This is a genomic window from Paenibacillus sp. NMA1017, from assembly GCF_058895805.1.
The window spans coordinates 215017-237385 of record NZ_JBZXYR010000005.1 but is presented as its reverse complement, the minus strand read 5'-3'; the positions used below and the strand labels follow the sequence as shown (position 1 = coordinate 237385).

Genomic DNA, 22369 nt, shown 5'->3' with positions numbered 1-22369 from the left:
ATCCAAAAAGAATAGCCGTTCATACAAAAACCTTTTCACTTTCGACATATGATAGAATACAAAGTTTTTTACTCCATCTGAAAAGTTGAACAAGCAGGAACGACAGGGAGGAAACATGATATGACGAATCCAAAGTATCTGGAGATTGACGAGGTACTGCAACGCTTGAAGCTGGCACTCGATCAGCACCAGTCCTTTTCGCTCATTCGTATTGGAGATGGTGAAAATTTGGTGTTGGCGCAGGATACCGTCTGGCCGATGGAAAAGGTATTACAGGAACGTTGGGCGGTCAAAGCCAATCTCGGTCAAAAGGGACTGTTTCTACCAAATACGGAACTACGGGACGCGGTGGCTGAGGCAGTGAGCAAAGCCAGCATTGCTGGCATTTTGCCATATGATGACGAATCTATTAAAGCACCATCCTATATGAAGCGGGAGCTGACCGATCAGGTCTTTGCTCACTATGCTCTTTCTCCCGCGCTGACCTGCCACGCATGTCTGAATCGGTATTTGGCTGGGACACCCGCTTTCTGGGACATGCTGAAAAATCGACGCATTCTGCTGGTCACCCGGACGGCCGCTGAAGTAAAGCCTGTTCTTGAGGCCGATCCGTACAAGCTGCATATCGCCCACACACTGGCATTTCATCAATATGAACAAATGCCTGAAACACTCCAATGGATCGCAGCACACAAAGATGACTTTGATATTGCGCTGTTCTCTTGTGGTGTCAATGCAGTCGTGTTAGCCCAAAAAACAGCAGAACTCACTGGCAAAGTAGGCATAGACTTCGGCAAGGCGATTAATATCGTCATGTTCGGCAAAGCAAATTAATAGCTAGAAGAATATTTGTGAAAAAATATACTTAGCAAGTAATCTTTGCTCCGTATATCGAAAAGGCACCAGCAAATTTCAATTTTGCTGGTGTCTTTTTGATATCATATGTGGTTCTAAGTCCGTGATCAAAAAGAATAATCCATATAAAACCTTGGACTCTTGCTTGTTTAGAAATAGAATTTGAGATTCCCTGTCACTTCTTTTACAATATTACAGAAACTAGCATTCATTTAGAAATCATGAGGAGGATGTTGAAATGTCACATAACAAGAGATTGAAGACATACCCACTTACAAAAGCAAAGCATATAAAGGTTCATGGTCGAACTACGCAAACACGTTCACCTCTTACTCTGTTTTGGACAGGCAGTGGCATTGAATTGAACATCAAAGGCTCAGAGCTGTGGATTGAAATTGGGGCCGATTACCAGGTGTATGAACCCTGGATCAGTATTGTCATCAATGGTGTTCCGATGAGTCGCCTGATGGTGACCGCAGGACGACATTGGATCTGTGTTTTGAGAGGGTTGAACCCTGATACGGTCAAAAATGTCCGTGTGGTCAAGGATGTCCAGCCTATGAGTTCGGACTCGCGCTGCTTGTTGCAAATCCATGCCCTGAAGGTTGACGGGGAATTGCTGCCAGTTACTGATAAGCCCCTCAAGGTGGAATTTATCGGTGATAGCATTACCTCGGGAGAAGGAACGATTGGAGCGAAGGAGGAGACAGACTGGGTCCCCATGCTGTTCACAGCACTACGCAATTATACAGCCATAACAGCCGAAGCACTGAATGCGGATTACCGAGTGTTATCACAAAGCGGATGGGGTGTCCTGACAAGCTGGGATAATAATCCGCATGCGAACATACCGGCATATTATGAGCAGGTATGTGGTGTACTCACCGGAGAGAGAAATGAAGCATTAGGGGCATTTGCAGATCATGATTTTACCACATGGCAACCGGACGTGGTCATAGTGAATTTGGGGACTAATGACGGGGGAGCCTTTTATTCTCCTGCATGGACGGACCCGGCAAGCGGAAAAGTGTACAAGCAACGCCTGAACGAGGACGGCACATTTAATGAAGAAGATTTACAAGCTTTTGAAAGCGCTATCGAATGTTTTCTTGTCAAACTTCGGACCTGCAATCCTGCTGCCCATATTGTGTGGGCCTATGGGATGCTGGGTACTCCGATGATGCCCTCAATCTACCGAGCGGTAGACGCATACAAGAAAAGAACGAGGGATCGGAATGTGTCCGTATTCCAGCTGCCTAACACGACGGAAGAAACGATAGGATCTCGCAGCCATCCCGGACTCTCCGCCCATGCCAAAGCAGCAGATGAGTTGACAGTGTATTTGCGAGAGATTCTAAAGAAATAGAATCCGAGAAGCACAATCAACTCTGTAGAACACGCTCATAAAGGAAATTACAACAACTAGGCCATTTATGCTCTGGGTGTTGTTGAGAACTATAGCCACGAGTCTGCGGCAGATGCCTGTCTATGCTCGTGGCTAGTTAAGCTTGGGCGCAGCGGCCTATCCTAGAGAATCACGAACAGGCAGCGAGCATTTACGAAAGAAATATTCACCTGATATATTTACAAAAACGGAGTCGAAGCGATGCCCGTGAATACCTCTGGACCATTACGAACAGTAGTCGATACACCAGAAATATAAGAAGAATATACTGTTTGTATTGCCCAGGGAGCGGACAGATCCTGTGCATTAAAAGCTTGCGTTTCATTAGATCCAGTCACGCCCAATACCCCCTCGGCGCGGTAGACTACCTCGCTCGGATCATAGTCGGCTCCACGCACGATTTCAACCGCATACGTATCCCCAAGCTCACCGATCAGACCAATGGAACCACTAAAAGTTACAATCGGACTCGGCACAAGAAAGGTTCGCAGGGTGATCAAACCGAACCGTTCCGGTATAAGACCCAGCTGTATATCGGGACCCTCACCTGTTTTTGATGAATTGGTGGAACTTCTCATATCCAGAAAAAAACCCATACCTTATCCCTCCAAATTGCAAGATACTCCATGCTATGCAAGAAATTCTTTAGCGTATTGGACAAATTAGTAATAAATCTATCAATTCAGCTCAAAAAAACCGATAGTAAATACATATGATATAAATATTAGAAATGAATATGTAGATAGAAAGCAGGGGTTCGATGAAACAACTGAGACGACTCAAAACATTAACACTACGCAAGAAATTGACAGCAGCATTTCTACTGGTCATGCTTGTTCCAAGCATTATTGTAAGTTCTTTTTCTTATCAAGCAGCATATAACCAGACGGACCGCCAATTACTTGATAGTGCGACGACTAGCGTTACCGCATCCGATCGCGCAGTTACTCAAACGATTCAAGCCAAAATCGCGGATCTCGAATATTACTCTACAACGATGACGGCTAGTGATAACAGTGCTGAAGCAGATGATGCCATTCTAAAAAGATTACAAGTTTATTTGAAAATGCACGCGGAAGCTGTTGATATGTTTGTAGGAACTCCCGAAGGTAAGCTTATTATTGGCAAAGCCGTAGGCTCCACAAACGATCCTCGTGAGCGTCCGTGGTACAAACAGGCCATGGAGAAACCCGGTCAAACCGTAATCAGCCCTGTCGGACTCAATACGGCTAAGATCCCCGTTGTGTATATTTCACGTACACTTCCCGACAACAGCGGTGTTCTCGGTCTTTCCCTGAATCTGAAAAATTTGAAAGAAATCACAAATTTAAAAATCGGACAAAATGGCTATATTATGATATTAGATGGTACCAAACGTATCGTTACCCACCCGACAGAAGTCAGCGGAAGTACCAAAATGGGAGAAACGATACCCAAACTGTTTGACTCTAAGGAAGGCAGCTTTAATTACGATCTTAATGGCGTAGATAAACACCTGATTTTCAAAACCAATGCGCTGACAGGCTGGAAAATTGCCGGAACCATGGATAAAGCAGAAACCAGTGCCTCCGCCCAACCGATTCTTATCACGACGATCGTAGTGTTGGTGATTGCAGCCATCATCATTGGTGTGCTCGCAATGTGGCTAATCAGCAGTATACTTAAGCCCATCCATAGATTGCGTAATTCTATGGATGCCATCAGCGAAGGTAATCTTTCGATTAACGTGGCTACGACCAGCACAGATGAAATTGGTGAATTATCAAGATATTTTCAACAAATGGTAGATAACCTGCGTAACATGATTAGAGAAATTCAAGCGATGACAGGCAATTTGTCGGCATCCTCGCAAGAGCTTGCAGCAGGTGCAGAACAAACGACCCGGGCTATCGAGCATGTGACCATAGCCATTCAAGATGTGGCTGCAGGCAGCGAACGCCAAGTGGGCAGTGCTAAAGCTAATCAGACACGGGTTAGCGGCATGGCAACAGACATCACCGCTATGACCGAAACTATGGCTGAAATGACTACTTACTCCGCACAGGCCATTCAGGCATCGGATGCAGGCAGTGAGCATATCGGCAACAGCGTCGTTTCCATTGATGGCATTCGCACTACCGTGGAAGAACTGGACACCATTATCGGTGCTTTGAATGACCGATCTGGACGAATCGGAACGATTGTCACTGTCATTACGGAAATCGCCAGCCAGACTAATCTGCTCGCATTGAACGCTTCTATTGAAGCGGCACGCGCAGGGGAGCATGGCAAAGGTTTTGCTGTCGTGGCCACAGAGGTCCGCAAGCTGGCTGAAAACTCAGCTCATTCCGCACAACAAATTCGTGAACAGATTCAAGGGATACAGAGCGGTGTATCCGAAGCCCTGATCGCTATGGAATCCGCCAAGGAACGCGTAAGTGAAGGCATCAATTCCATTGACCTATCCGGTCGCTCCTTCTCCCGCATCCGTAGAGCGGTAGCCAAATCAGCGAAGCAGCTTGATAACGTCGCAGCTTCTACCGCGGGAGTCGCAGATGGAACGAGTACAGTCGTCAGCAGCATGGAGGAAATTACACGCATCGCTGAAGAAGCGGCATCCCATACGGAGACCGTGTCCGCAGCCGCAGAGGAACAGCTCGCCTCCATGGAAGAGATCGGTTCGTCTGCCGCAGATTTGACCCGTCTGGCAGAGCAGCTTCAAGATTTACTGACACAATTTCAATTGGATGAAACAAAATAACCGTTCCAACCGATAAATACAGAGAAAGAGTCTTCACCATGAAGGAGGGTTGGAACATGGATATCGCAGCATTATCAACAGGTATGAGTCAGGCCAGCTTGGCCCAAGCCGTAAGTGTGAAGGTATTAAGTATGGCTAAAGATCAGGCTAGTGAACAAGGACAGGCTTTAGTGCAGATGATGGAAAAAAGCGTACAGCCTCATCTCGGGGGTCAACTGGACATTCGCGCATAAGTGCATCCATATGCTTGGTTAAGAGCGATTCTGCTCAGGTCTGGACAGACCTGGGTAGAATCGTTTTTTTATCTCCCTATTTTTCGTTCAGCACAAAACGTAGTAAACTAGACATATCGTCCACGACCTCGGTTCGGAGGATAGCGCAACATTCACACGATTTACATTGAAAAAGGAGGATACATAGTTTATGAGTTATTCTGAATATTTTGAAAAAGCCAGAGAGCAACAACTGGGCGAGTTACAGGAGTGGTTGTCCATTCCGAGTATCTCAGCATTATCGGAACACAAAAAGGACATTAACCAAGCAGCTGATTGGCTGGCTGCCAAACTGACTGCTGCCGGTCTGGAAAACGTTGAAATCATTCCAACCAAAGGGCACCCACTGGTATATGCGGATCATTTGCACGCACCTGGTAAACCAACGATCCTCGTGTATGGACACTATGATGTACAACCCGTAGACCCGCTTCACCTGTGGGAAACCCCACCGTTTGAGCCATCCATCCGTGATGGAAAGTTGTATGCGCGCGGAGCGACAGATGATAAAGGACAGGTTTTCTTGCACATTAAGGCAGTTGAGGCCATTTTGAAGCAGGAAGGCAAATTGCCGCTGAACATCAAATTTTGCATTGAAGGCGAGGAAGAAGTGTCCAGTCCGAACCTGCTTGAGTTTTTGCAAACCGGAGCTGAACGTCTGGCAGCGGATGCTGTACTGGTGTCCGACACTTCCTTGATCGAAAAAGGGAAGCCTGCCATTTGCACAGGTTTGCGTGGACTATGTTCACTGGAAGTCGCCATTCACACGGCGAACACAGATCTACATTCCGGTTCTTTCGGTGGCGGCGTGCCGAATGCCCTGCATGCTCTGGTGTCCTTGCTGGCAACCCTGCATGACGACAAAGGCGGCGTAAGCGTCGAAGGATTCTACGACGATGTTGCTCCATTATCTGCAGAGATGAGAGAAGAATTCGTGAAGCAAGGCTTCAATGAGAGCAAGCTGCAACAAGACCTTGCACTTGATTCCCTCTATGGCGAAGAAGGATTCAGCTTCGTTGAGCGTGTGGGGGCTCGTCCGACACTGGAACTGAACGGCGTATACGGCGGCTTCCAAGGGGAAGGCACGAAAACGGTCATTCCGAAGGAAGCTCACGCTAAAATCACATGCCGCTTGGTGGCTAACCAGAATCCGCAAGACATTCTGGACAAAATCGAGCGCCATTTACGCGCTCATGTTCAAGTTGGAGCTACTCTGGATATTCAACAGGGTGAAAAAGCGAACGCCTTTAACATCGACCCGTCCCACGCGTTTCTGCAAGCGGCGGCCGATGCTTTTGAGAAGGTATACGGTGTGCGTGCCCTCTTTACCAAAGATGGAGGCTCCATCCCAATCGTGGAAACCTTCTCCCGTGTGCTGACTGCCCCAGTCGTGCTGATGGGTTTCGGCTTGCCGGATGAGAACCTGCATGCGCCAAACGAGCATTTTAACTTGGACAATTTCGACAAGGGTCTGCTGACGATTGTGGAGTTTTTGAAATCGGTATAAGTACATGACAACTTCTTATGACTAAGTTACAATAGAGAGGGCGAAAGCCCTTTCTATTTTTTTAGAGGAGCGCTGCACAATATGATTATTCAGTTCATTCGTTTACGGTAATGTGAGGTACAGTTCATGTAAAACTCAACCATTTTTCCGAAAAATGCGTTGGGTCTATTTGACTGTGCCTTTTTCATTCACCAAATACGAATGAACGGGGTGCTTTTCTGTGTCCAAATGGAATAAACACGAGATGAGGGCTGGCCTAATTGGGAAGCATCAACATCTCTTTAGGTGTCCTCTATGCTCTCAACCGATGCGTATGGTGGAAGGTAAAAGCCTCCTATGTACGAATCAGCATTGCTATGATCTTTCAAAATACGGATATCTACATTTATCCGCCCGGTCCTATAAAACCAAATATGATAAACAACTATTTACCTCCAGAAGAATGATCTGCAATAGCGGATTTTTCGATCCCTTAAATGAAGCCATAAGCAGCACTATAATGAGGTTTATGAAGCCGCTGTTTAATCAAAAATCACACCTTTACTTGCTGGATGCAGGTTGCGGGGAAGGCTCTCATTTGAGCCACATTCAGGATAAGCTAACCTGGAAGGGAATCACCGAGCTTACAAGCGTAGGTATGGATCTGTCTAAAGAAGGTATTGTGGCCGCATCCAAAAAATATCCTCATACCCTCTGGTGTGTTGCCGATCTGGCTCATTGTCCGTTTTCAAATCAACAATTCGACGGTATACTCAATATTCTGTCCCCTTCTAATTATGCTGAATTTAAAAGGATTCTTTCGAAGGACGGCTGCGTCCTAAAGGTCATTCCCGAACAATATTATCTTCAGGAATTGAGATGTTTGTATGAACAGAAAAAGCCAGCTTATTCAAATGACAATACATTAAGCCGATTTAAAGATCAATTTAATCTTCTATCCGCCGAACGAGTAACCTATCGCTTTATGTTAAATGCCGACCTCGTGGAGCCTTTGCTCCATATGACTCCCTTATCGTGGGGAGCTACGGAAGCAGACTGGCAGCGAGTGCAGGAAATAGATTTATCGTATGTCACAGTAGATTTGCTCATCTTATGCGGTAAAAAATAGAATACCAAAAAGCATTCACAGCATGGGATCATCCATACTTCGTGAATGCTTTTTTTTACGTTAGTCCCGTCGCTTAAGAAAAACGGGTGTAGCGCAACAGGTGAACCAGCCGATTGAGCCGTTCTATCTCTCGATCCAACTCATGCAGCGGCTGTCCAGCCAAAGCAGCGTTTGCTCTTAGATCCCGTAGCGGGTTCATTTTCCGACCCATGAGTTTCAGCACTGTGGCCTTTCCCATGTTGTTCACCACCACATATTGTGTTAGCGGATCAAGCTCAATCCACAATACATGATGCTGTTGAAAAAACGACAGTAGCTGTTTTTTTAACGCCTCCAGCTCTTCAAGCCCACCTGTGATTTGCGGATGATGATGAAAAGCCACATAGCCCATCACCCGCAGGTCACTTATGATTTGTTCCAAATGAAGCGTTTCGTGTATGTACACATTATTCGTGCTCATGCGGTTTCTTGCACCATTCGTATGATCTTCCCGGATGACGTTCACCACCTGACTATCGTTTATATCAACTTTATCTTTCCCCTTTTTCACTATAGCGCAATCGGCTTTGAAAAGTCAGGACATACAACAAACCTTACGAACAAAAAAACAACCGGCTTATACGCCAGTTGTTTCCCGTTCCACAAAATACTTATTGGTCATATAATGGGCCTTACCTCTGGAAGTATCCACCATTCCCTTTTTGTTGTCGAGAAAAACAATCTCCCGGCATTTGGTGCAGTACCACTTGGTCCGCTTAAAGGGAGATTCTGTTACATACGATGTACCACATTTGCAATCTACTTTAATTAAGGTTTCTGTTGATTTGTAAGCCTGGGACAACTCTTTTAGGCCAGTATCCGGCTGTTGAATCGGGATAATAACCTCCTGATAGCTTGAATACTGATTATGCACTTTAAAATCAGCTACTAGTTCCGCATGCAGTCCAAAGTACTCTTTGCCAATCTCGGTTACAAATTTCTTGCCGATTCTGTAACACTCAAGCCATTCCTGTATCTGTTGATTAGACAAAGGCACTGTGCCCTTGATACCACTATTTAATGTGTAAGTCATGATGTATAAAGTATCATCTTGTCTATGTCCGTACATGAGAAGCCTCCTTATAATACACTTGATAATGTACTACAAAGCGCAAAAAACATCAATTTTATTATTTGGCAAAAGATTTAGTATCACTTCCAGGTATGGATTTAATATAGGGTGAAACAAGCATACAAAGACGCGTGCGAGTCTGTTAGAAAAGCAACTGACAATCTGTCAGTTGCTTTGTCTTTCCACGTAGTATTTGTTGGTCATGTACCATGCCTTGCCTTTATCTGTATCCACCATGCCCTTTTTACGATCCAGGAACACAATGTTATTACACTCCTTGCATGACCACTTGGTTCTTTTATGAGGTGACTCTTCTATATAGGAAGCACCACATTTACATTCTACCTGAATTAATGTTTTATACTGGCTGTACGCCTCTACCAGTGGGTCCAGTTCTACAGCTTTGCGTTCCATTACAGGCTGTATTATGGATATGTGTTCTCTCTGCTCCGAGTATTCATTATGTACCTTGAAATCTGCTACTAACTCAGGGTTTAAACCAAAATACTGTTTCCCCACAACCGTTACAAACTTGCTGCCAATTCGATATGCTTTGATCCATTCCTGCACCTGCTTACTGGTTAGGTCGACAGTTCCCTTTATACCGCTGTTCAGCGTATAAGTCATCAAGTGTTGGTTGGGTGTCATATGTCTTAACATTCACCTCCGATCAAGAATATACCACAGGTAGCTCTAGGCAAAAGCTACTTCCTACTACCTGAAGCAATGAGCTTTTTCTGCCTTGTGATTCTTCTTCAATCCATCTTCCATCCTGTCTTCATACTGAATACTGCTTTTGCAGAGGAGTTATATTTGTATTTCATTCATAGATTATCACTAGATGCATTTCTATCTTAGTATAACTTTGTGGTACATCCTTCTATATGATCACTCCTGTTAGTTGAACTATGATCTCTAATGGTAGTTTCTTCCTTCTATTATATAGTACATCATTTACACGCAAATTCCCACATATTTCAGTGGTTATTCTGCAAAACAAAAGTCTTCATCCTTTTTAAAAGGGTTACGGGACTGACCACACTAAATAAATTCAGAATGACTCTGGATGGCATAATAGATTAAGTTCTCCGTTCCTTGCCGTCCCCCCGGTTATGTTATAATAAAATAAAGCAAAAAGAGCAAGGTGAAGTCGTTGAAATGGGAAGAAATTGCCGAATCACATCCGAGGCGATTTGTGTTAATTGAGGCTATAAAAGCCAGTTCAAATAATCACGTGCGCAATCTTGAAGACATGGCGGTTATTCAGGATTACGATAACCCGAAAGATGCTTGGAGCGGGTATAAACAATTTCACAAACTGTATCCGTCACGCGAACTGTATGTGTTTCATACCAGTCGATTCGATGTCGAGGTTGTAGAAGAGTTTTTCTCAGGAGTACGACAGCGTACATGAAGATTAACCTCTATAATGGTTTGCCAATTGTTTCCTTAACTTTGAGACATCACGACCAAACTGTTCTATTACCAAACGTATTGTTCGATACAGGATGCGCTGCAACCGTGTTTGATACGGATTTACTTGCCCAAATCGGCATTCACATTGATTTCATTAATGGGAGAGCAAAGCGGATATACGGGGTGGGCGGTACAAGTGAAATTTGCTACGAGCAGGTAATTCCTCATCTGAAAATCGGTGATATTCAATTAGATACATTTCCAATTCAACTAAGCTCTATTCAAGAACCATATGGATTTGATGGCATATTAGGCATTGATTTTATGCTAAAAACAAAATTAATTGTTGACTTTGATTTAATGAATATCCACTCCTCACTTTCACCTTTAAACTAATTCTAAGCAGGTGGCCACATGTCTCTTCCTTTAAATCTGATTACCATCATGCTCAGCCCGTAGAAGTATTACTTATACCCTTGGTTTCTCCTGCGGGCTGAGCCTTTTCCCAAGGGAGCGTGATGGTAATCAAGCCTAACCAAAAAAATCGTAATCAAGCTTATTTTAGACACCACAGGAAACGGGTTATTCAGCGTAAAAAACGTCTTTCAGCACAATGGGGATGGGTTGTGAAATTTAACGGCATATTCTCCAAGGGGAAAATCCATTGTTCCTGCTGGATGTGCAGTGAAAAAACAAAGCGACTCGGCTATCCCAAATCGGAGCTATCAAGAATAGCTAACTGCCAGGAACAGCTACTCGATTATGATTTTTAAACTACAAATGATCAAAACAAGCGAATGTCTATTTCTAAGACACTCGCTTGTTTTACGTTCATCGCAACCTCTCATTCTCCTATCCTATAATATCCATCTTGGAAAACAAAAGCCTTCCCGACCACCCTTCACTGTCGAAGGATCATCGAGAAGACTTTGTACCCCGCAAGGAACGAGAGGTCAGATTTTCAATTCGCCAAGCCTGATTAATTCCACGACCGCCTGTGAACGACCTTTTACGTTCAGTTTCTGCATTACATTGGAAATATGGTTTCGGACCGTTTTTTCGCTAATAAATAGCTGTCCGGCGATGTCACGTGTTGTTTTGTCCTGCACGAGCAGTTCAAATACTTCACGTTCACGGTGAGTTAACAAAAACTTGTTTTTGTGGTCGTTACCCTTCGTCAATTTCACCCCTCCTTGCTCGGGTTTTGTGTGGTGTAACAAGGTTAAGGGATACAGTCAACACATTTTATGTCATGTGCTCAGGTATGGTTCAATATGCGGATAAAAATGGGCATAGGCACCTTACTTACAGCCATAAAGATGAATTGAACTTTGTGTCTAAATTATGTATTGACAGGCATATGGGCCAGCCTTATGATAAGAAAAACCGCGACTGATAATCATTATCAAAATAAAAATTCGATATAGATATCGCGCAACAGACTATGGTTCAGGGCCAGTTTGGCCAGAAAGGGTGTTCATTGATTATGAAACTACGTTATGCCGTACCGGCAGGAGTGCTGGTCTCTTCTATTCTGTTCGCAGGTTGCGGACAAACCGGAACTGCTACTCAGCAGCCTGCTGCAACGACCAAAGATGCAGGAGCAACAACACAGACCACGATTCCTGCCGCTTCTGCTCCCAATTTTGACCAAGCGGTAGCAGCTTACCGCACCTATGCCATCGAGCAATGCGATACGTTTGTGAAGAAGACAGAAGAATTCACGAACGCGGTCAAAGCTGGAGAGCTGGATAAAGCCAAGGCGCTGTATGCTCCTGCACGCATGTACTATGAACGGATTGAACCAATTGCAGAAGCGCTGGGTGATCTTGACCCAAATATTGATGCACGTGACGGTGATGTGGATGCAGCGGATTGGCGCGGCTTTCACCGGATTGAAAAAACATTATGGGAAGAGAACACAACCAAAGGATTGGACGAGTTTTCCGACCGACTGCTGAGTGATGCCAAGCTGCTGCGTGCCAAAGTAGAAACAGTTAATATTGACGCCAGCCTGATGGTAACGGGTGCAGTCGAGTTGTTGAATGAAGTCTCTACCTCGAAGGTGACGGGTGAAGAGGAACGATATTCCCATACGGATTTGTACGATTTTGCTGCCAATGTAGAAGGCGCACAAAAGATATATGACATTTTGAAAACAGATCTGAACCAAAAAGATGCGACGTTGGAAAAACAAATCGGTGAGCGCTTTACGGCCTTACAGCAGGAGTTGGCTCCTTTTAAGGACGGAGAAGGCTATGTATCGTATACAAAACTGAAACCGGAAGAAGTTAAAAAGCTGAGCCAAAACCTCGATGCCTTGGCAGAACCGTTGTCCCAAATGGGGAAATTGTTAGGAGTGTAATGATATGAAAGGCTTTAAGCGGCAAAAAGGGCAAGAAAAGCCGCAGTATGCGGAATCTCATAATGAACAGGCCGATCTGGTAAAAAAGGATGCGAAGCTAGTGGATGATAAGTCGTCAGGAAAAAGCAAATCCGTATCACGTCGAGACCTATTGAAGCTGGCCGGGGTAGGTGGACTAGGTCTCCTGCTTGGCGGCGGGGGCGTGGGAGCCGTGCTGTCAGCCGGTCAACGTCTCGAAAGCATGATGACGGATGCGGATACCAAAGATGTAATCCCTTTTTACGGAAAGCATCAGGCAGGTATTGTGACTCCGGCACAGGATTTCATCTGCTTCGCCGCTTTCGATCTAACAACCAGCGATAAGGAACAGGTGCGTAGCCTCTTCAAAGCCTGGACAGAAGCAAGCGCTACAATGACTTCTGGCGTGCTGATTGGCAACGATAATGAAAATCTCAACCTCCCTCCGTCTGATACGGGCGAGGCGGCAGGATTGTCGCCATCCCGCACGACGATCACCTTTGGTGTGGGTCCATCCTTTTTTGACGGACGATACGGCCTGGCAGGGCTTAAACCTGCCGGGTTCCGTGAGCTGCCCCGTTTTCAAGGGGATGCCCTGGAGGAGCAATGGTGCGGCGGCGATATCGGAGTACAGGTATGTGCCGATGACTTGCAGGTCGCTTTCCATGCCCTGCGTAATTTGGCGCGTATCGCCAGAGGAACGGCGGTGCTTCGCTGGACGCAGGAAGGCTTCCAGCGGACAGCACAAGCTGATCCTGCGGGAAGCACACCGCGCAATTTGCTGGGCTTCAAGGACGGTACGGGGAACCCGGACACCTCCAAGGCAGACGAGATGAATCGGCTGGTGTGGACACAGACCAGTGACGGACCAGCATGGATGGGCGACGGCAGCTATATGGCTGTACGCCGTGTACGCATGCGGGTAGAGGTGTGGGATCGCTCCACATTGGGCGACCAGGAGGATACTTTTGGACGTCATCGCAGCAGCGGGGCCCCACTCGGCAAGGTCAAGGAGTTCGACAAGCTTGATCTGGCGGCCAAAAATCCGGAAGGCAAGCCAGTCACTCCTCCCACCTCTCATGTGGCTTTGGCTCATGGGGACGGGAGCGTTAATATTTTGCGGAGATCTTATTCGTATTCAAGTGGATTGGACAAGCAAACAGGACAGCTAGATGCCGGGCTGCTGTTCATCAGCTACCAGCGTGATCTGTTCAAGCAGTTCGTTCATATTCAGGAGAAGCTTGCACGCAACGACAAGCTGAACGAATACATTGTACACAAAGGCAGTGCGGTGTTCGCCTGCTTCCCGGGTGTATCGCAAGGCGGCTACATCGGGGATACGTTATTTTAGCAGCAGGCAAGGAAGGGGATTTATATGAATCGGCGCAATAAAAGCTTGGGATGGGTGTTTGTGCTGGTGGCAGTTCTGCTACTGACCATAACTCCATTCATTTCCGGCTCCGGGTCGGTCGCTTTTGCACAAACAGATGCCAAAGCTGTCACCAATGATCAGCTGATGCCTGTGGTGGGCGGAGCACTGGTTGAGGCGGGACAAGCCCAATGGGCGGAAGCCTCCAAGGATCTGAAAGAATTCCGCACACTGTGGGAGACCGCCAAAACGAATGGCGGAGATTCAGCTCACATCGCGGCTGTAGATCAAGCACTCATCGATGCGGAGCAGACACTCGTCAGTGGCGGCGGGGAACCAGCGAAAGCTGCCTTATCCGTGCTGGCGCGCTCGGTCAATGAGTACGTCACTGCTGCCGAAGGGGACAAACCAGCCCCGGCTGGAGCCAAAGCAGCGGAAAAACTGCTTCCTATGGCGAAGGGCAGTCTGGCCGCCATGCAAAAAGGCGATTGGGCTACTGCTCGGGTGGATTACGATCGAATCGTCAAAGACTGGTATCAGGTGGAGACACCGATCCGTTTGGACAATTTCCCGGTATACAGTTCGCTCGAAACTAAAATCAGTCTCATCCGCATCTCCATGCAAGCTGAGCCTATTCGCCAAGAACAGGCTCTCAAGGAAATGCAGGAGTTAACGACTCTGTTGTCTGATTATAGTCAGGGTAAGTCTGTGAGCACAGACCAAGGAACAGATGCAGGCAATACGGCTGCCGGAACGGCGAATGGTTCGGCAGCTTCCTTGGGCGATGCAGTCACCTTGCTCGAATCCGCACGCCAAGATGCTGTAGCTAATCAAACAGAGCAGGCGGCTGACAAGGTAATGCAATTTATCGCTTTGTGGCCTTCCGTCGAAGGACATGTACAAATTTCCGACCCGACGTCTTACACTGCGATTGAAAATGAAATGACCGAAACTTCGGGATATCTGCTGTCTTCTCCACCGAATACGGACAAAGCCATTCAGACTCTTGATCAGATGCTGGACAGGCTCCGTCCGTTGACGGAAGAACGTTCTTACACTGCGTGGGATGCCGCACTGATTTTGCTGCGTGAGGGTCTGGAGGCCATCCTCGTGCTCGCAGCTCTACTGGCGTATGCCAAAAAAAGCGGCGAAGCCGTGGCTGGACGATGGATATGGGCAGGAGCCGGAACGGGGCTGGTGCTAAGCGGAATTCTGGCGGTGCTGTTCACCACACTAGTGGCAGCTGCCGCATCAGGCAGCATGCGTGAGCTGCTGGAAGGTGTCACCGGGCTGGTGGCGGTCGTGCTGATGCTGACCGTTGGTAGCTGGCTGCATAGCAAGTCCAATGCTGCCGCATGGAACCGCTTTGTGGAAAACAGCGTGGGCAACGCGCTGGCACGGGGAAGCCTGTGGTCGCTATTTGCGGTTTCTGCGCTCGCAATTCTGCGTGAAGGAGCCGAGACAGCTATCTTTTATGTCGGTATGGCTCCAGCCATCGAAACCTCGCAATTGCTGATCGGCATTGGCTCGGCGACGGTTATTCTAGTCATTCTAGCGTTTGCGATCATTAAGTTCAGTGTACGATTGCCCATTCGCGCCTTTTTCCTGACTGCGACTGTACTGATTTACTATCTCGTATTCCGATTTCTGGGCGAAAGTATTCATTCGCTTCAGGTGGCCGGCAAGCTTCCGGGGCACACTGCCTCCTCGCTTCCGTCCATTAGCTGGCTGGGAATGTATCCGACTTGGGAAACATTTGTCCCACAAGTCGCTGTACTGATCTTTATGGTTTGGCAGCTTGTGCGTCAGGAAATGCGCAGCTCCAAGCAACATTAAGTCGATACTACCCTACTCATCATGTAAAAAACGCCAAATCACAGGTCCGTTTTGTATCGGTTCCTATGAGTTTGGCGTTTTTTTTACATACTTCAGCATTTTGCATCATTCGATTCCCAACACTCGTAAGTACAATATATAGACGAACTAAAGCGTTTCGATCTATATATTGCTGATTTGAAAACGCTCTTGGGACTTATGCAAAATGCTCACTTACAGCACATCCTCAGGCAACGGAATCATGCGCTGATGATGCAGCAGGTCCGCGCGGTCACCGTGTTCACGAATGACATGCACCTCACCACGAAAATCGAGCAGCTCCGCCGGGGTAGCATGTCCCAGAAATTGTAGTGGACTATAGCTTAATCCATAGGCACCTGCATTCGGAAAAGCAATATAATCACCCTCGTGAATCGGAGGAAGCTGCGCTTTTTTCACAATACAATCCTCGGGTGTACAAAGCGGACCGACAATGCTTACCGTTTCAAACTCCATAGATGCTTCTTCCAGAGGTCCTTCTATTCGGTTTGGAACCTCTTCTAAAGATTGTTCGACAGCAACAGCCGTTTGAGCAGAAGCGTCTCTCTGCCCCATCCATAGGGTTGCTTCTACTTCTCGTTCTTTGGGTTCTTTCGATTCTTCCGCTTGCCTGCGCATAATGCGCACCGGGTAGTTGTCCCTAATGCGGCGTCCTCGAAAAGTAGCTGCGGCGTAGTGATTCATGCCACCATCAGCGACGACAAACTTCTCCCCCTTGGATTCCTTTGTATACAATGCCCGGCAGACATACATGCCCGATTGAGCAACCAGATACCTGCCGCTTTCGATGATTAGCTTCACCCCGGGCATGCGGGTTTGAGTCTGCTCCGCGAGTGCGTTCAGTCCGTCAATGACGTGATCCATATCGAGCGGTTGCTCATGAGCAAAATAAGGTACACCAAACCCGCCGCCCAAATTGATCGTATGCATTGCCACACCATACTGAGCCTGTACCCGTTCTGCCAACTGCAGCGTATTCGCAAACGAAGCTAAGATCTGATCTGCTTTCAGCATTTGCGTGCCTGTATATACTTGAATACCTTGAAAATGGACATGCGGGCAATCTTCCAGCACCTTAAAAAAGTGATCCAGCTGCCCTTCATCCACTCCAAAGGGGCGCGGAACGCCGCCCATTTTAATCGTTGCTCCAGACAGATCGTTATCGGGATTGATACGAACTGCTGCCCTGACAAACTGGCCCGCTTGGGCAGCAATGTCCTCCAACAGACACAGCTCCCTCACCGATTCGACATGAATACAGCCGATTCCATAGGCTACCGCCTCGTTCAGCTCGGCTACTGTTTTTCCCGGTCCGGCGTAAAGTACGTCTTTCGCAGCATACCCGGCCTCCATAGCGACGAACATTTCTCCAGCAGAAGCAATCTCAACCCCACAACCTAACGAGCGCAGCAACCCAGCCAAGGCTACGTTACCATTAGCCTTGAGCGCGTAATGTACACGCACGGCCGGGTGCAATCGGGATAGCAACGAGCTGACGTGGGCATGCAGCGCGTCCCCGTCATAATAGTAAAATGGTGTATGATGCTCGCCGAAACGCTCCAGCAAGGCTTCGTCCTTTTTATCCATCTACTGAATTCCCCTCCTCTCTTTGCCTTGATACTCCGTATTTTGCATCATTCGCTTCCCACTGCTCGAAAACATAACATATTCATACTGCATAGATCGTCTCGCCCGAGCGTGCTGCTTCATGAATGGCTGCCAGCAGTCTGACGCGTTCTGCAGCCTCGCGAAATGGAATGGGCTCCGCTTCTCCCCGGATGATGCTGCAAAAGGCATTCAACTGATTGACATAATAGTTCATAGGCTCGAAAACCGTTTTGGTATGCGAAGATGTCTGTGATAACACAGGCAGTCTGTCCGCATCCGTTATATTCGGCATGATATCCTTCTTTATTTCCGTCTTGAGTGTCATTTTATAAAAGCCTAAATTTGCCCGAAAGCAGTCCTTTAAAGTGACTACTGCCGAATCAAAGGTCAGTACATGAGCACAGTGATAAGGGCGCTCAAATGAAAAGAGGGCAGATGCCTTCAATCCGCTCGGATAACGGGCTTGCGCACGAAATGTCCAGTCACAGCCATGAGGACCATCGAAATCCGATTGACTGTGGAATTCCGCCTGGTCCAATCCAACGACGGCTTGAAGCAGCTGGAGCCAGTACACGCCCAGATCCCAAAAGCATCCCCCACCCTGCTCCGGGCGAGATCTGTAATTGTCGGCATGTCCTTCTTTTGCCGGAATACATAGATTCGTCTCTATGGAGCATAAGCGACCATAACGCTCAGATTCTACGATCCTTCGCAGCTCACGCTGCCAAGGATGGTGCTGCACCATGACTCCCTCCAGCAGGTAAGCGCTGCTCTGTTCGACTGTCGCTGCCAAGGGAACCAGATCAGCCGTATTCAGGCACAACGGCTTTTCCACCAGCACATGCTTATGAGCCCGTAGTGCTTTGCCAATCCACTCGGCATGTAAGTCGTTGCTGAGCGCAATATATACAGCGTCGATCTCCGGGTCCTTTAGCATATCCTCAGCATGCCGATAAACGACACTCACACCAAAACGATCTGCCATTTCTCCTGCCTTGGCAACCGTGCGGTTCGCAAGCGCGGTCACGCGTGCGCCTGCAACATGCCGGATCGGTTCCAGCAACGCACGGGGGGCAATGGCAGAACAGCCGATGATCCCAAAGCGAATGTCTCGCATTGCAGGCTCCTGTGCAGCCGCGGCAGCGTTCATGACCCCTGCTCCATTCCCGGGAAGCTTGCCGGCATTTGGATGCTATTCACATAGGACTCTATATAACGCGGCGTTCGACTGCGCAGCTCTACGATCCTGCGATGCATATCCTCCAGTATCTGAGCACTGCCATCATAGGTTTGTATCCACGTATCGTACCGCATACCAAGTCCCAGCCGTTCCCACAGATCCGCATTATGCTTCTCATGCACACCAAACGGCTCCAGCATAATAAGCGGAGTAGCTGTAGCGAACGAATCGGTCAGGCTACCGCCACCGGGCTTGCTGACAATGGCCTGGACACGACATGCTTGGTCCAGCATGCTATGGTAATCCGGTCCGACCTGGTACACTGTCTTCTCGCCTCTTTTTACCTCTCCGAAAGGCGGAAATGTATGCTCCCCGACTTCATTTCGCTGCCATGTCCTCCACTGCGGGTCCATCTGAAAATAGCGTATACTGTCCCGCTGTTCATCCGGTTGATCCTGATCATACAACAGCAGATCCAGCTCCCAGCCCGCTTCTTCCAACCGCCCAACCTTGTCACGGTAGGTGCCCATCCCCCAACCACCGCCATGTATGAATAAGCGGGATTGCCGTGCTTCAAACGGTACATACTCCACGGCCGGTACATCAATATAGTGGCTGACTCTATTCTTGTCATTTTCAAAAAAGGTTGTTTCTCCACAGCCATCCGCAAAATGCGGGTTATGCTTGGCTAGATTTTTCCAGGAAGGAGAAGGTGTCGAATCCATATACACGATGTCCACATGCACCGACTCCGGTTCTCTGCGCTTGCGATACTCCTCCAGTACATACATCCAATGACCGGATAAGCATATAAAATACCGCCGATCTTCCTCCATCCATTGGTTCAGCAGCACTTCCATCGCTGCGGGGTCCAGTGAATTACGCATATCCTGCGGAACCTTCTGCGACATTAAGGCCACCGCAAAATTGTCATGGTAAGCTTTGCGGCTTTTATCAACCTTGAGACGGGCCGATTCTGGCAGCACATTTTCAAATACATGAATCGCCGTATCCACGCCCAGCCTGCGAAGACCCGCTTGCAACAACAAGCCAGGGGTATAAAAGCCCAATCCGAAACCGGAACACAAAATCGTTACCTTCATAAGCTTATCCGTACTCCTACGCATGCTCATACGCCTCCCGTTTAATTCAGCACTGTAAAATGATGCTCTGCCAAAAAACGCTCCAGCTTTGTAGTCAATCGCATTTTTTCCTTATCGCTCGCGGCAACCAGTTCCAAATAAAGACGCCCCTTGCCTCGTGCCCGTTCGCTTCCAGCGGTTCCTTTTTCACCATTCAAGTCCGGCTTACCCATGCCGTTCCCTTCTGATCCGCCATCGCCGGCCCCAATCCCGCTCACACGAACCTGCTTGGCAGATGATCTGCCTCTGCGTCCGGTTGCATTTCTGCTTGGTGTACTTGTATGGCCCACAATCTTGTTCTCGCCATCTCGTCCACCTGTGTTCACATATAACGTATTGGCACCCAGAGGCATGACACCTTCTTCACGTTCACCTGTGAACAGCAATCCTTCGCCTTTCAGCCCTTCCAGCAGTTCTTCATAGGATAGACTGCCATCATGGGACAGCGAATAATTCGTCAGTGTGCCACGCATATTTTTCCCGGCCAGAAAGGTATCGAGCTGATGCTTGATCAAACTCATCGATTTTCTGGCATTAATTTCGATAATAGGCTCCAGCTTCCCACCACGAAGTGTCATGGAATCGATGCAAACATCGCCGTAATAACCATCCTGATACAATTGCCGCCCCACATCCTGCATTAAGCTAAAATAGCCCTCGCGCTCCAGCCGCTCTAAAAAAGCCCCGTCCGGCGACAAGGATTCCCGATAGGAAAATTGTGTGTTAGCCAGCCATTGTACAGATATGATCTCGACACTTCCATCATCACCAATCGTAAATTGGCATGAAAAATCCTGTTCTTTCTCCAGAAAAGGCTCCAAAAGGAAAAGCACCTGTTTGCCTTTGCGCTCCTGTCCACGTAAATACGATACGATTCGGTCCAGCATTTGTGTCGAGGTAATGTGCAGGTTTCCTTTACCCGATACGCCAAAATCATCCTTGATTAAAAAGCTTCCATCCCGCAGCAGCTTACGCCCCGCCTCAGCAACATCTGCAAACGAAGTCACAATATAGCCCGGGTTGCGCAGACCAAGGCTGCGTTTGAGATCAGAGGAATACGTTTTGGCATTTACCTTGCGAATCGTTTCCAGCGGCGGCTGATGCAGGGTTATTCCCCAAGCACGTGCAGCCTCTTCCACATGCGGTAAACCCGCAAACGGGCTAAGCACACAGCCTTCCAGTTGAGGAAACCCCTCTCCGGCATCGGCCTTGCGACTGCCCAGCAGTTCAAATACGGATGCGGTCGACACGTTGCCTGCACGCTCCATGCCATCGGTCAAATCCCGTTCGTTGACAACCGGATGAAAGCCCAACTGCGCGATATACTGACGATGTACGGGCGAAATGGCATAACGGGTCAATAACGCATCTCCCGGCTGGCAAAAGCTGAACAGCAGTTCATCCATGGCTGCTACAATCGCAGAAGAAGCCCGGTCAGGGAGGGCTGGCAGGGAAGCTAACTGGGCATCCCGCCAGTAAACCTCCGCTTCGAACGTTCCCATATATAAATGACGCTGATTCGGGTTCGCATTCATATGATTCGCTTCCTTTCCTGCTTCATTATTGGCCTACTACACGGTAGCGCTACTGGCTCGCGCTCGTATAATCACGTAGAGCAAACTGCCATATCAGGCGGATGATCGCAAGCAGCCAGAGAGGTGCGAGAAATGCCCATACCACCAACCCGGTATCCATTTGGCCGAGAATGAACATGGGCGGGAAATTACAAATGACAAACACCGGAAGCACGAACAAGCCGATACGCTGAATCAGGTTGCTGTACACGGCCATCGGCACATAGTTTGTCTCGAAAATGCTGTTGGACAGCTCCGTAACGCCGTTCGTGCGGATAATCCAGAAGGCCAGCAGTTGGGGGAGCAAAAATACAGAGTATGCCGTAAGCACTCCGCATCCGAGCAGCACAGTGAACCCTCCAACGGTTTCAAAATTAAACGGCAAACCGAGTTGCTGCCAGCCGACCCCCGCCATAATTCCGCCGCCAATCAGATTCGGCAAGGTATAGCCCAGTTCAAATTGACGCAGTGTCACCATAAATTGCAGCGATACGGGTTTGGTCATGAGCACATCCAGTGAGCCGGTACGAATTTTATCAGGCAGGCTTGTAAAATTGCTGTAGAACAATCCACTATAAAATCCGCTCATCATCGTAAACACGCCGATATATAACAACATGGCGTCAGGAGACCAGCCGTTAATGTCCGTCCCGGCGCGGTATGGAAGCGATGCGTACAGCAGCTTGATAAACAAATAAGCTGTTTCAACCAGACATGCACTTATAAAATTAGTGCGATATTCCATTTGCGACATGACGGAAAACTGGACAAATTTCCAGTACAGTCTGATGTAGCGCCTAATGTTTCGGAAAACATTTTTCATG

At 47.8% G+C, this 22369-nt stretch carries 21 protein-coding genes and 1 pseudogene; 12 read left to right on the top strand and 10 right to left on the bottom strand.

Annotation, left to right across the window (positions count from 1 at the left end):
• The first annotated feature begins 120 nt into the window (after positions 1-120).
• Positions 121-834, top strand: a complete 714-nt coding sequence (locus AC5ELV_RS15345) for a GT-D fold domain-containing glycosyltransferase (protein ID WP_493430867.1) — start codon at positions 121-123, stop codon at positions 832-834.
• Positions 835-1093: 259 nt separating this feature from the next.
• Positions 1094-2221, top strand: a complete 1128-nt coding sequence (locus AC5ELV_RS15340; protein WP_493430866.1) for an SGNH/GDSL hydrolase family protein — start codon at positions 1094-1096, stop codon at positions 2219-2221.
• Positions 2222-2439: 218 nt separating this feature from the next.
• Here AC5ELV_RS15340 and AC5ELV_RS15335 read toward each other — a convergent pair whose 3' ends face one another.
• Positions 2440-2856: a hypothetical protein gene (locus AC5ELV_RS15335; RefSeq protein WP_493430865.1), complete on the bottom strand. Its 417-nt coding sequence runs from the start codon at positions 2854-2856 to the stop codon at positions 2440-2442.
• A 164-nt stretch (positions 2857-3020) separates the two neighbouring features.
• Here AC5ELV_RS15335 and AC5ELV_RS15330 point away from each other — a divergent pair, with 164 nt between their 5' ends.
• The 5 genes and pseudogenes from AC5ELV_RS15330 to AC5ELV_RS15310 all read left to right on the top strand — a co-directional run bounded on the left by AC5ELV_RS15330 (position 3021) and on the right by AC5ELV_RS15310 (position 7887).
• Positions 3021-5000 (top strand): methyl-accepting chemotaxis protein, encoded by a 1980-nt coding sequence (locus AC5ELV_RS15330; RefSeq protein WP_493430864.1) that lies wholly within the window; start codon positions 3021-3023, stop codon positions 4998-5000.
• A 56-nt stretch (positions 5001-5056) separates the two neighbouring features.
• On the top strand, positions 5057-5233 hold the full coding sequence (locus tag AC5ELV_RS15325; protein WP_023990044.1) for a YjfB family protein: 177 nt from the start codon (positions 5057-5059) through the stop codon (positions 5231-5233).
• Positions 5234-5423: 190 nt separating this feature from the next.
• Positions 5424-6779: a dipeptidase gene (locus tag AC5ELV_RS15320; RefSeq protein ID WP_493430863.1), complete on the top strand. Its 1356-nt coding sequence runs from the start codon at positions 5424-5426 to the stop codon at positions 6777-6779.
• Positions 6780-7023: 244 nt separating this feature from the next.
• Positions 7024-7155, top strand: a pseudogene (locus tag AC5ELV_RS15315) (putative RNA methyltransferase); the annotation flags it as partial.
• Positions 7156-7221: 66 nt separating this feature from the next.
• Positions 7222-7887 (top strand): methyltransferase domain-containing protein, encoded by a 666-nt coding sequence (locus AC5ELV_RS15310; protein ID WP_493430947.1) that lies wholly within the window; start codon positions 7222-7224, stop codon positions 7885-7887.
• A 73-nt stretch (positions 7888-7960) separates the two neighbouring features.
• On the opposite strand, the gene AC5ELV_RS15305 is transcribed toward AC5ELV_RS15310, so the two are convergent.
• The 3 genes from AC5ELV_RS15305 to AC5ELV_RS15295 form a co-directional block, all read right to left on the bottom strand.
• Entirely contained in the window at positions 7961-8347 is a 387-nt protein-coding gene (locus AC5ELV_RS15305) for a hypothetical protein (RefSeq protein ID WP_493430946.1), read from the bottom strand.
• Positions 8348-8503: 156 nt separating this feature from the next.
• Complete coding sequence (locus AC5ELV_RS15300; protein WP_013311697.1) at positions 8504-8995, bottom strand: hypothetical protein; 492 nt, start codon at positions 8993-8995, stop codon at positions 8504-8506.
• Between the two features lie 168 nt (positions 8996-9163).
• On the bottom strand, positions 9164-9646 hold the full coding sequence (locus tag AC5ELV_RS15295; protein ID WP_023990049.1) for a hypothetical protein: 483 nt from the start codon (positions 9644-9646) through the stop codon (positions 9164-9166).
• Positions 9647-10151: 505 nt separating this feature from the next.
• Between AC5ELV_RS15295 and AC5ELV_RS15290 the strand changes: the two genes are divergently transcribed.
• Both AC5ELV_RS15290 and AC5ELV_RS15285 read left to right on the top strand, forming a co-directional pair.
• Entirely contained in the window at positions 10152-10412 is a 261-nt protein-coding gene (locus AC5ELV_RS15290) for a hypothetical protein (protein ID WP_493430862.1), read from the top strand.
• Positions 10409-10810 (top strand): retropepsin-like aspartic protease, encoded by a 402-nt coding sequence (locus AC5ELV_RS15285; protein ID WP_493430861.1) that lies wholly within the window; start codon positions 10409-10411, stop codon positions 10808-10810. The genes AC5ELV_RS15290 and AC5ELV_RS15285 overlap by 4 nt, the downstream gene beginning before the upstream one ends.
• A gap of 557 nt (positions 10811-11367) precedes the next feature.
• On the opposite strand, the gene AC5ELV_RS15280 is transcribed toward AC5ELV_RS15285, so the two are convergent.
• Complete coding sequence (locus AC5ELV_RS15280) at positions 11368-11595, bottom strand: helix-turn-helix domain-containing protein (RefSeq protein ID WP_007431813.1); 228 nt, start codon at positions 11593-11595, stop codon at positions 11368-11370.
• A 305-nt stretch (positions 11596-11900) separates the two neighbouring features.
• Here AC5ELV_RS15280 and efeO point away from each other — a divergent pair, with 305 nt between their 5' ends.
• The 3 genes from efeO to AC5ELV_RS15265 are packed head-to-tail and all read left to right on the top strand — an operon-like array spanning position 11901 to position 16002.
• The gene (gene efeO, locus AC5ELV_RS15275) at positions 11901-12779 is read left to right on the top strand and encodes an iron uptake system protein EfeO (RefSeq protein WP_493430860.1); all 879 of its coding nucleotides are present in this window, start codon (positions 11901-11903) and stop codon (positions 12777-12779) included.
• Positions 12780-12783: 4 nt separating this feature from the next.
• The gene (gene efeB / locus AC5ELV_RS15270) at positions 12784-14148 is read left to right on the top strand and encodes an iron uptake transporter deferrochelatase/peroxidase subunit (RefSeq protein WP_493430859.1); all 1365 of its coding nucleotides are present in this window, start codon (positions 12784-12786) and stop codon (positions 14146-14148) included.
• A gap of 24 nt (positions 14149-14172) precedes the next feature.
• Positions 14173-16002, top strand: a complete 1830-nt coding sequence (locus AC5ELV_RS15265; RefSeq protein ID WP_493430858.1) for an FTR1 family iron permease — start codon at positions 14173-14175, stop codon at positions 16000-16002.
• Positions 16003-16215: 213 nt separating this feature from the next.
• Here the strand turns inward: AC5ELV_RS15265 and AC5ELV_RS15260 are convergent, their stop codons facing one another.
• The 5 genes from AC5ELV_RS15260 to AC5ELV_RS15240 form a co-directional block, all read right to left on the bottom strand.
• On the bottom strand, positions 16216-17628 hold the full coding sequence (locus AC5ELV_RS15260; protein WP_493430857.1) for a type III PLP-dependent enzyme domain-containing protein: 1413 nt from the start codon (positions 17626-17628) through the stop codon (positions 16216-16218).
• Between the two features lie 82 nt (positions 17629-17710).
• A complete protein-coding gene (locus AC5ELV_RS15255) occupies positions 17711-18799 on the bottom strand; it encodes a Gfo/Idh/MocA family protein (RefSeq protein ID WP_493430856.1) in 1089 nt (362 codons plus the stop codon).
• Positions 18796-19956: a UDP-glucuronosyltransferase gene (locus AC5ELV_RS15250; protein WP_493430855.1), complete on the bottom strand. Its 1161-nt coding sequence runs from the start codon at positions 19954-19956 to the stop codon at positions 18796-18798. Before AC5ELV_RS15250 ends, AC5ELV_RS15255 begins: the two co-directional genes overlap by 4 nt.
• A 17-nt stretch (positions 19957-19973) precedes the next feature.
• The gene (locus AC5ELV_RS15245; RefSeq protein ID WP_493430854.1) at positions 19974-21506 is read right to left on the bottom strand and encodes a hypothetical protein; all 1533 of its coding nucleotides are present in this window, start codon (positions 21504-21506) and stop codon (positions 19974-19976) included.
• Positions 21507-21555: 49 nt separating this feature from the next.
• Positions 21556-22368: an ABC transporter permease gene (locus AC5ELV_RS15240; RefSeq protein ID WP_493430853.1), complete on the bottom strand. Its 813-nt coding sequence runs from the start codon at positions 22366-22368 to the stop codon at positions 21556-21558.
• Between the last annotated feature and the right edge of the window lies 1 nt (position 22369).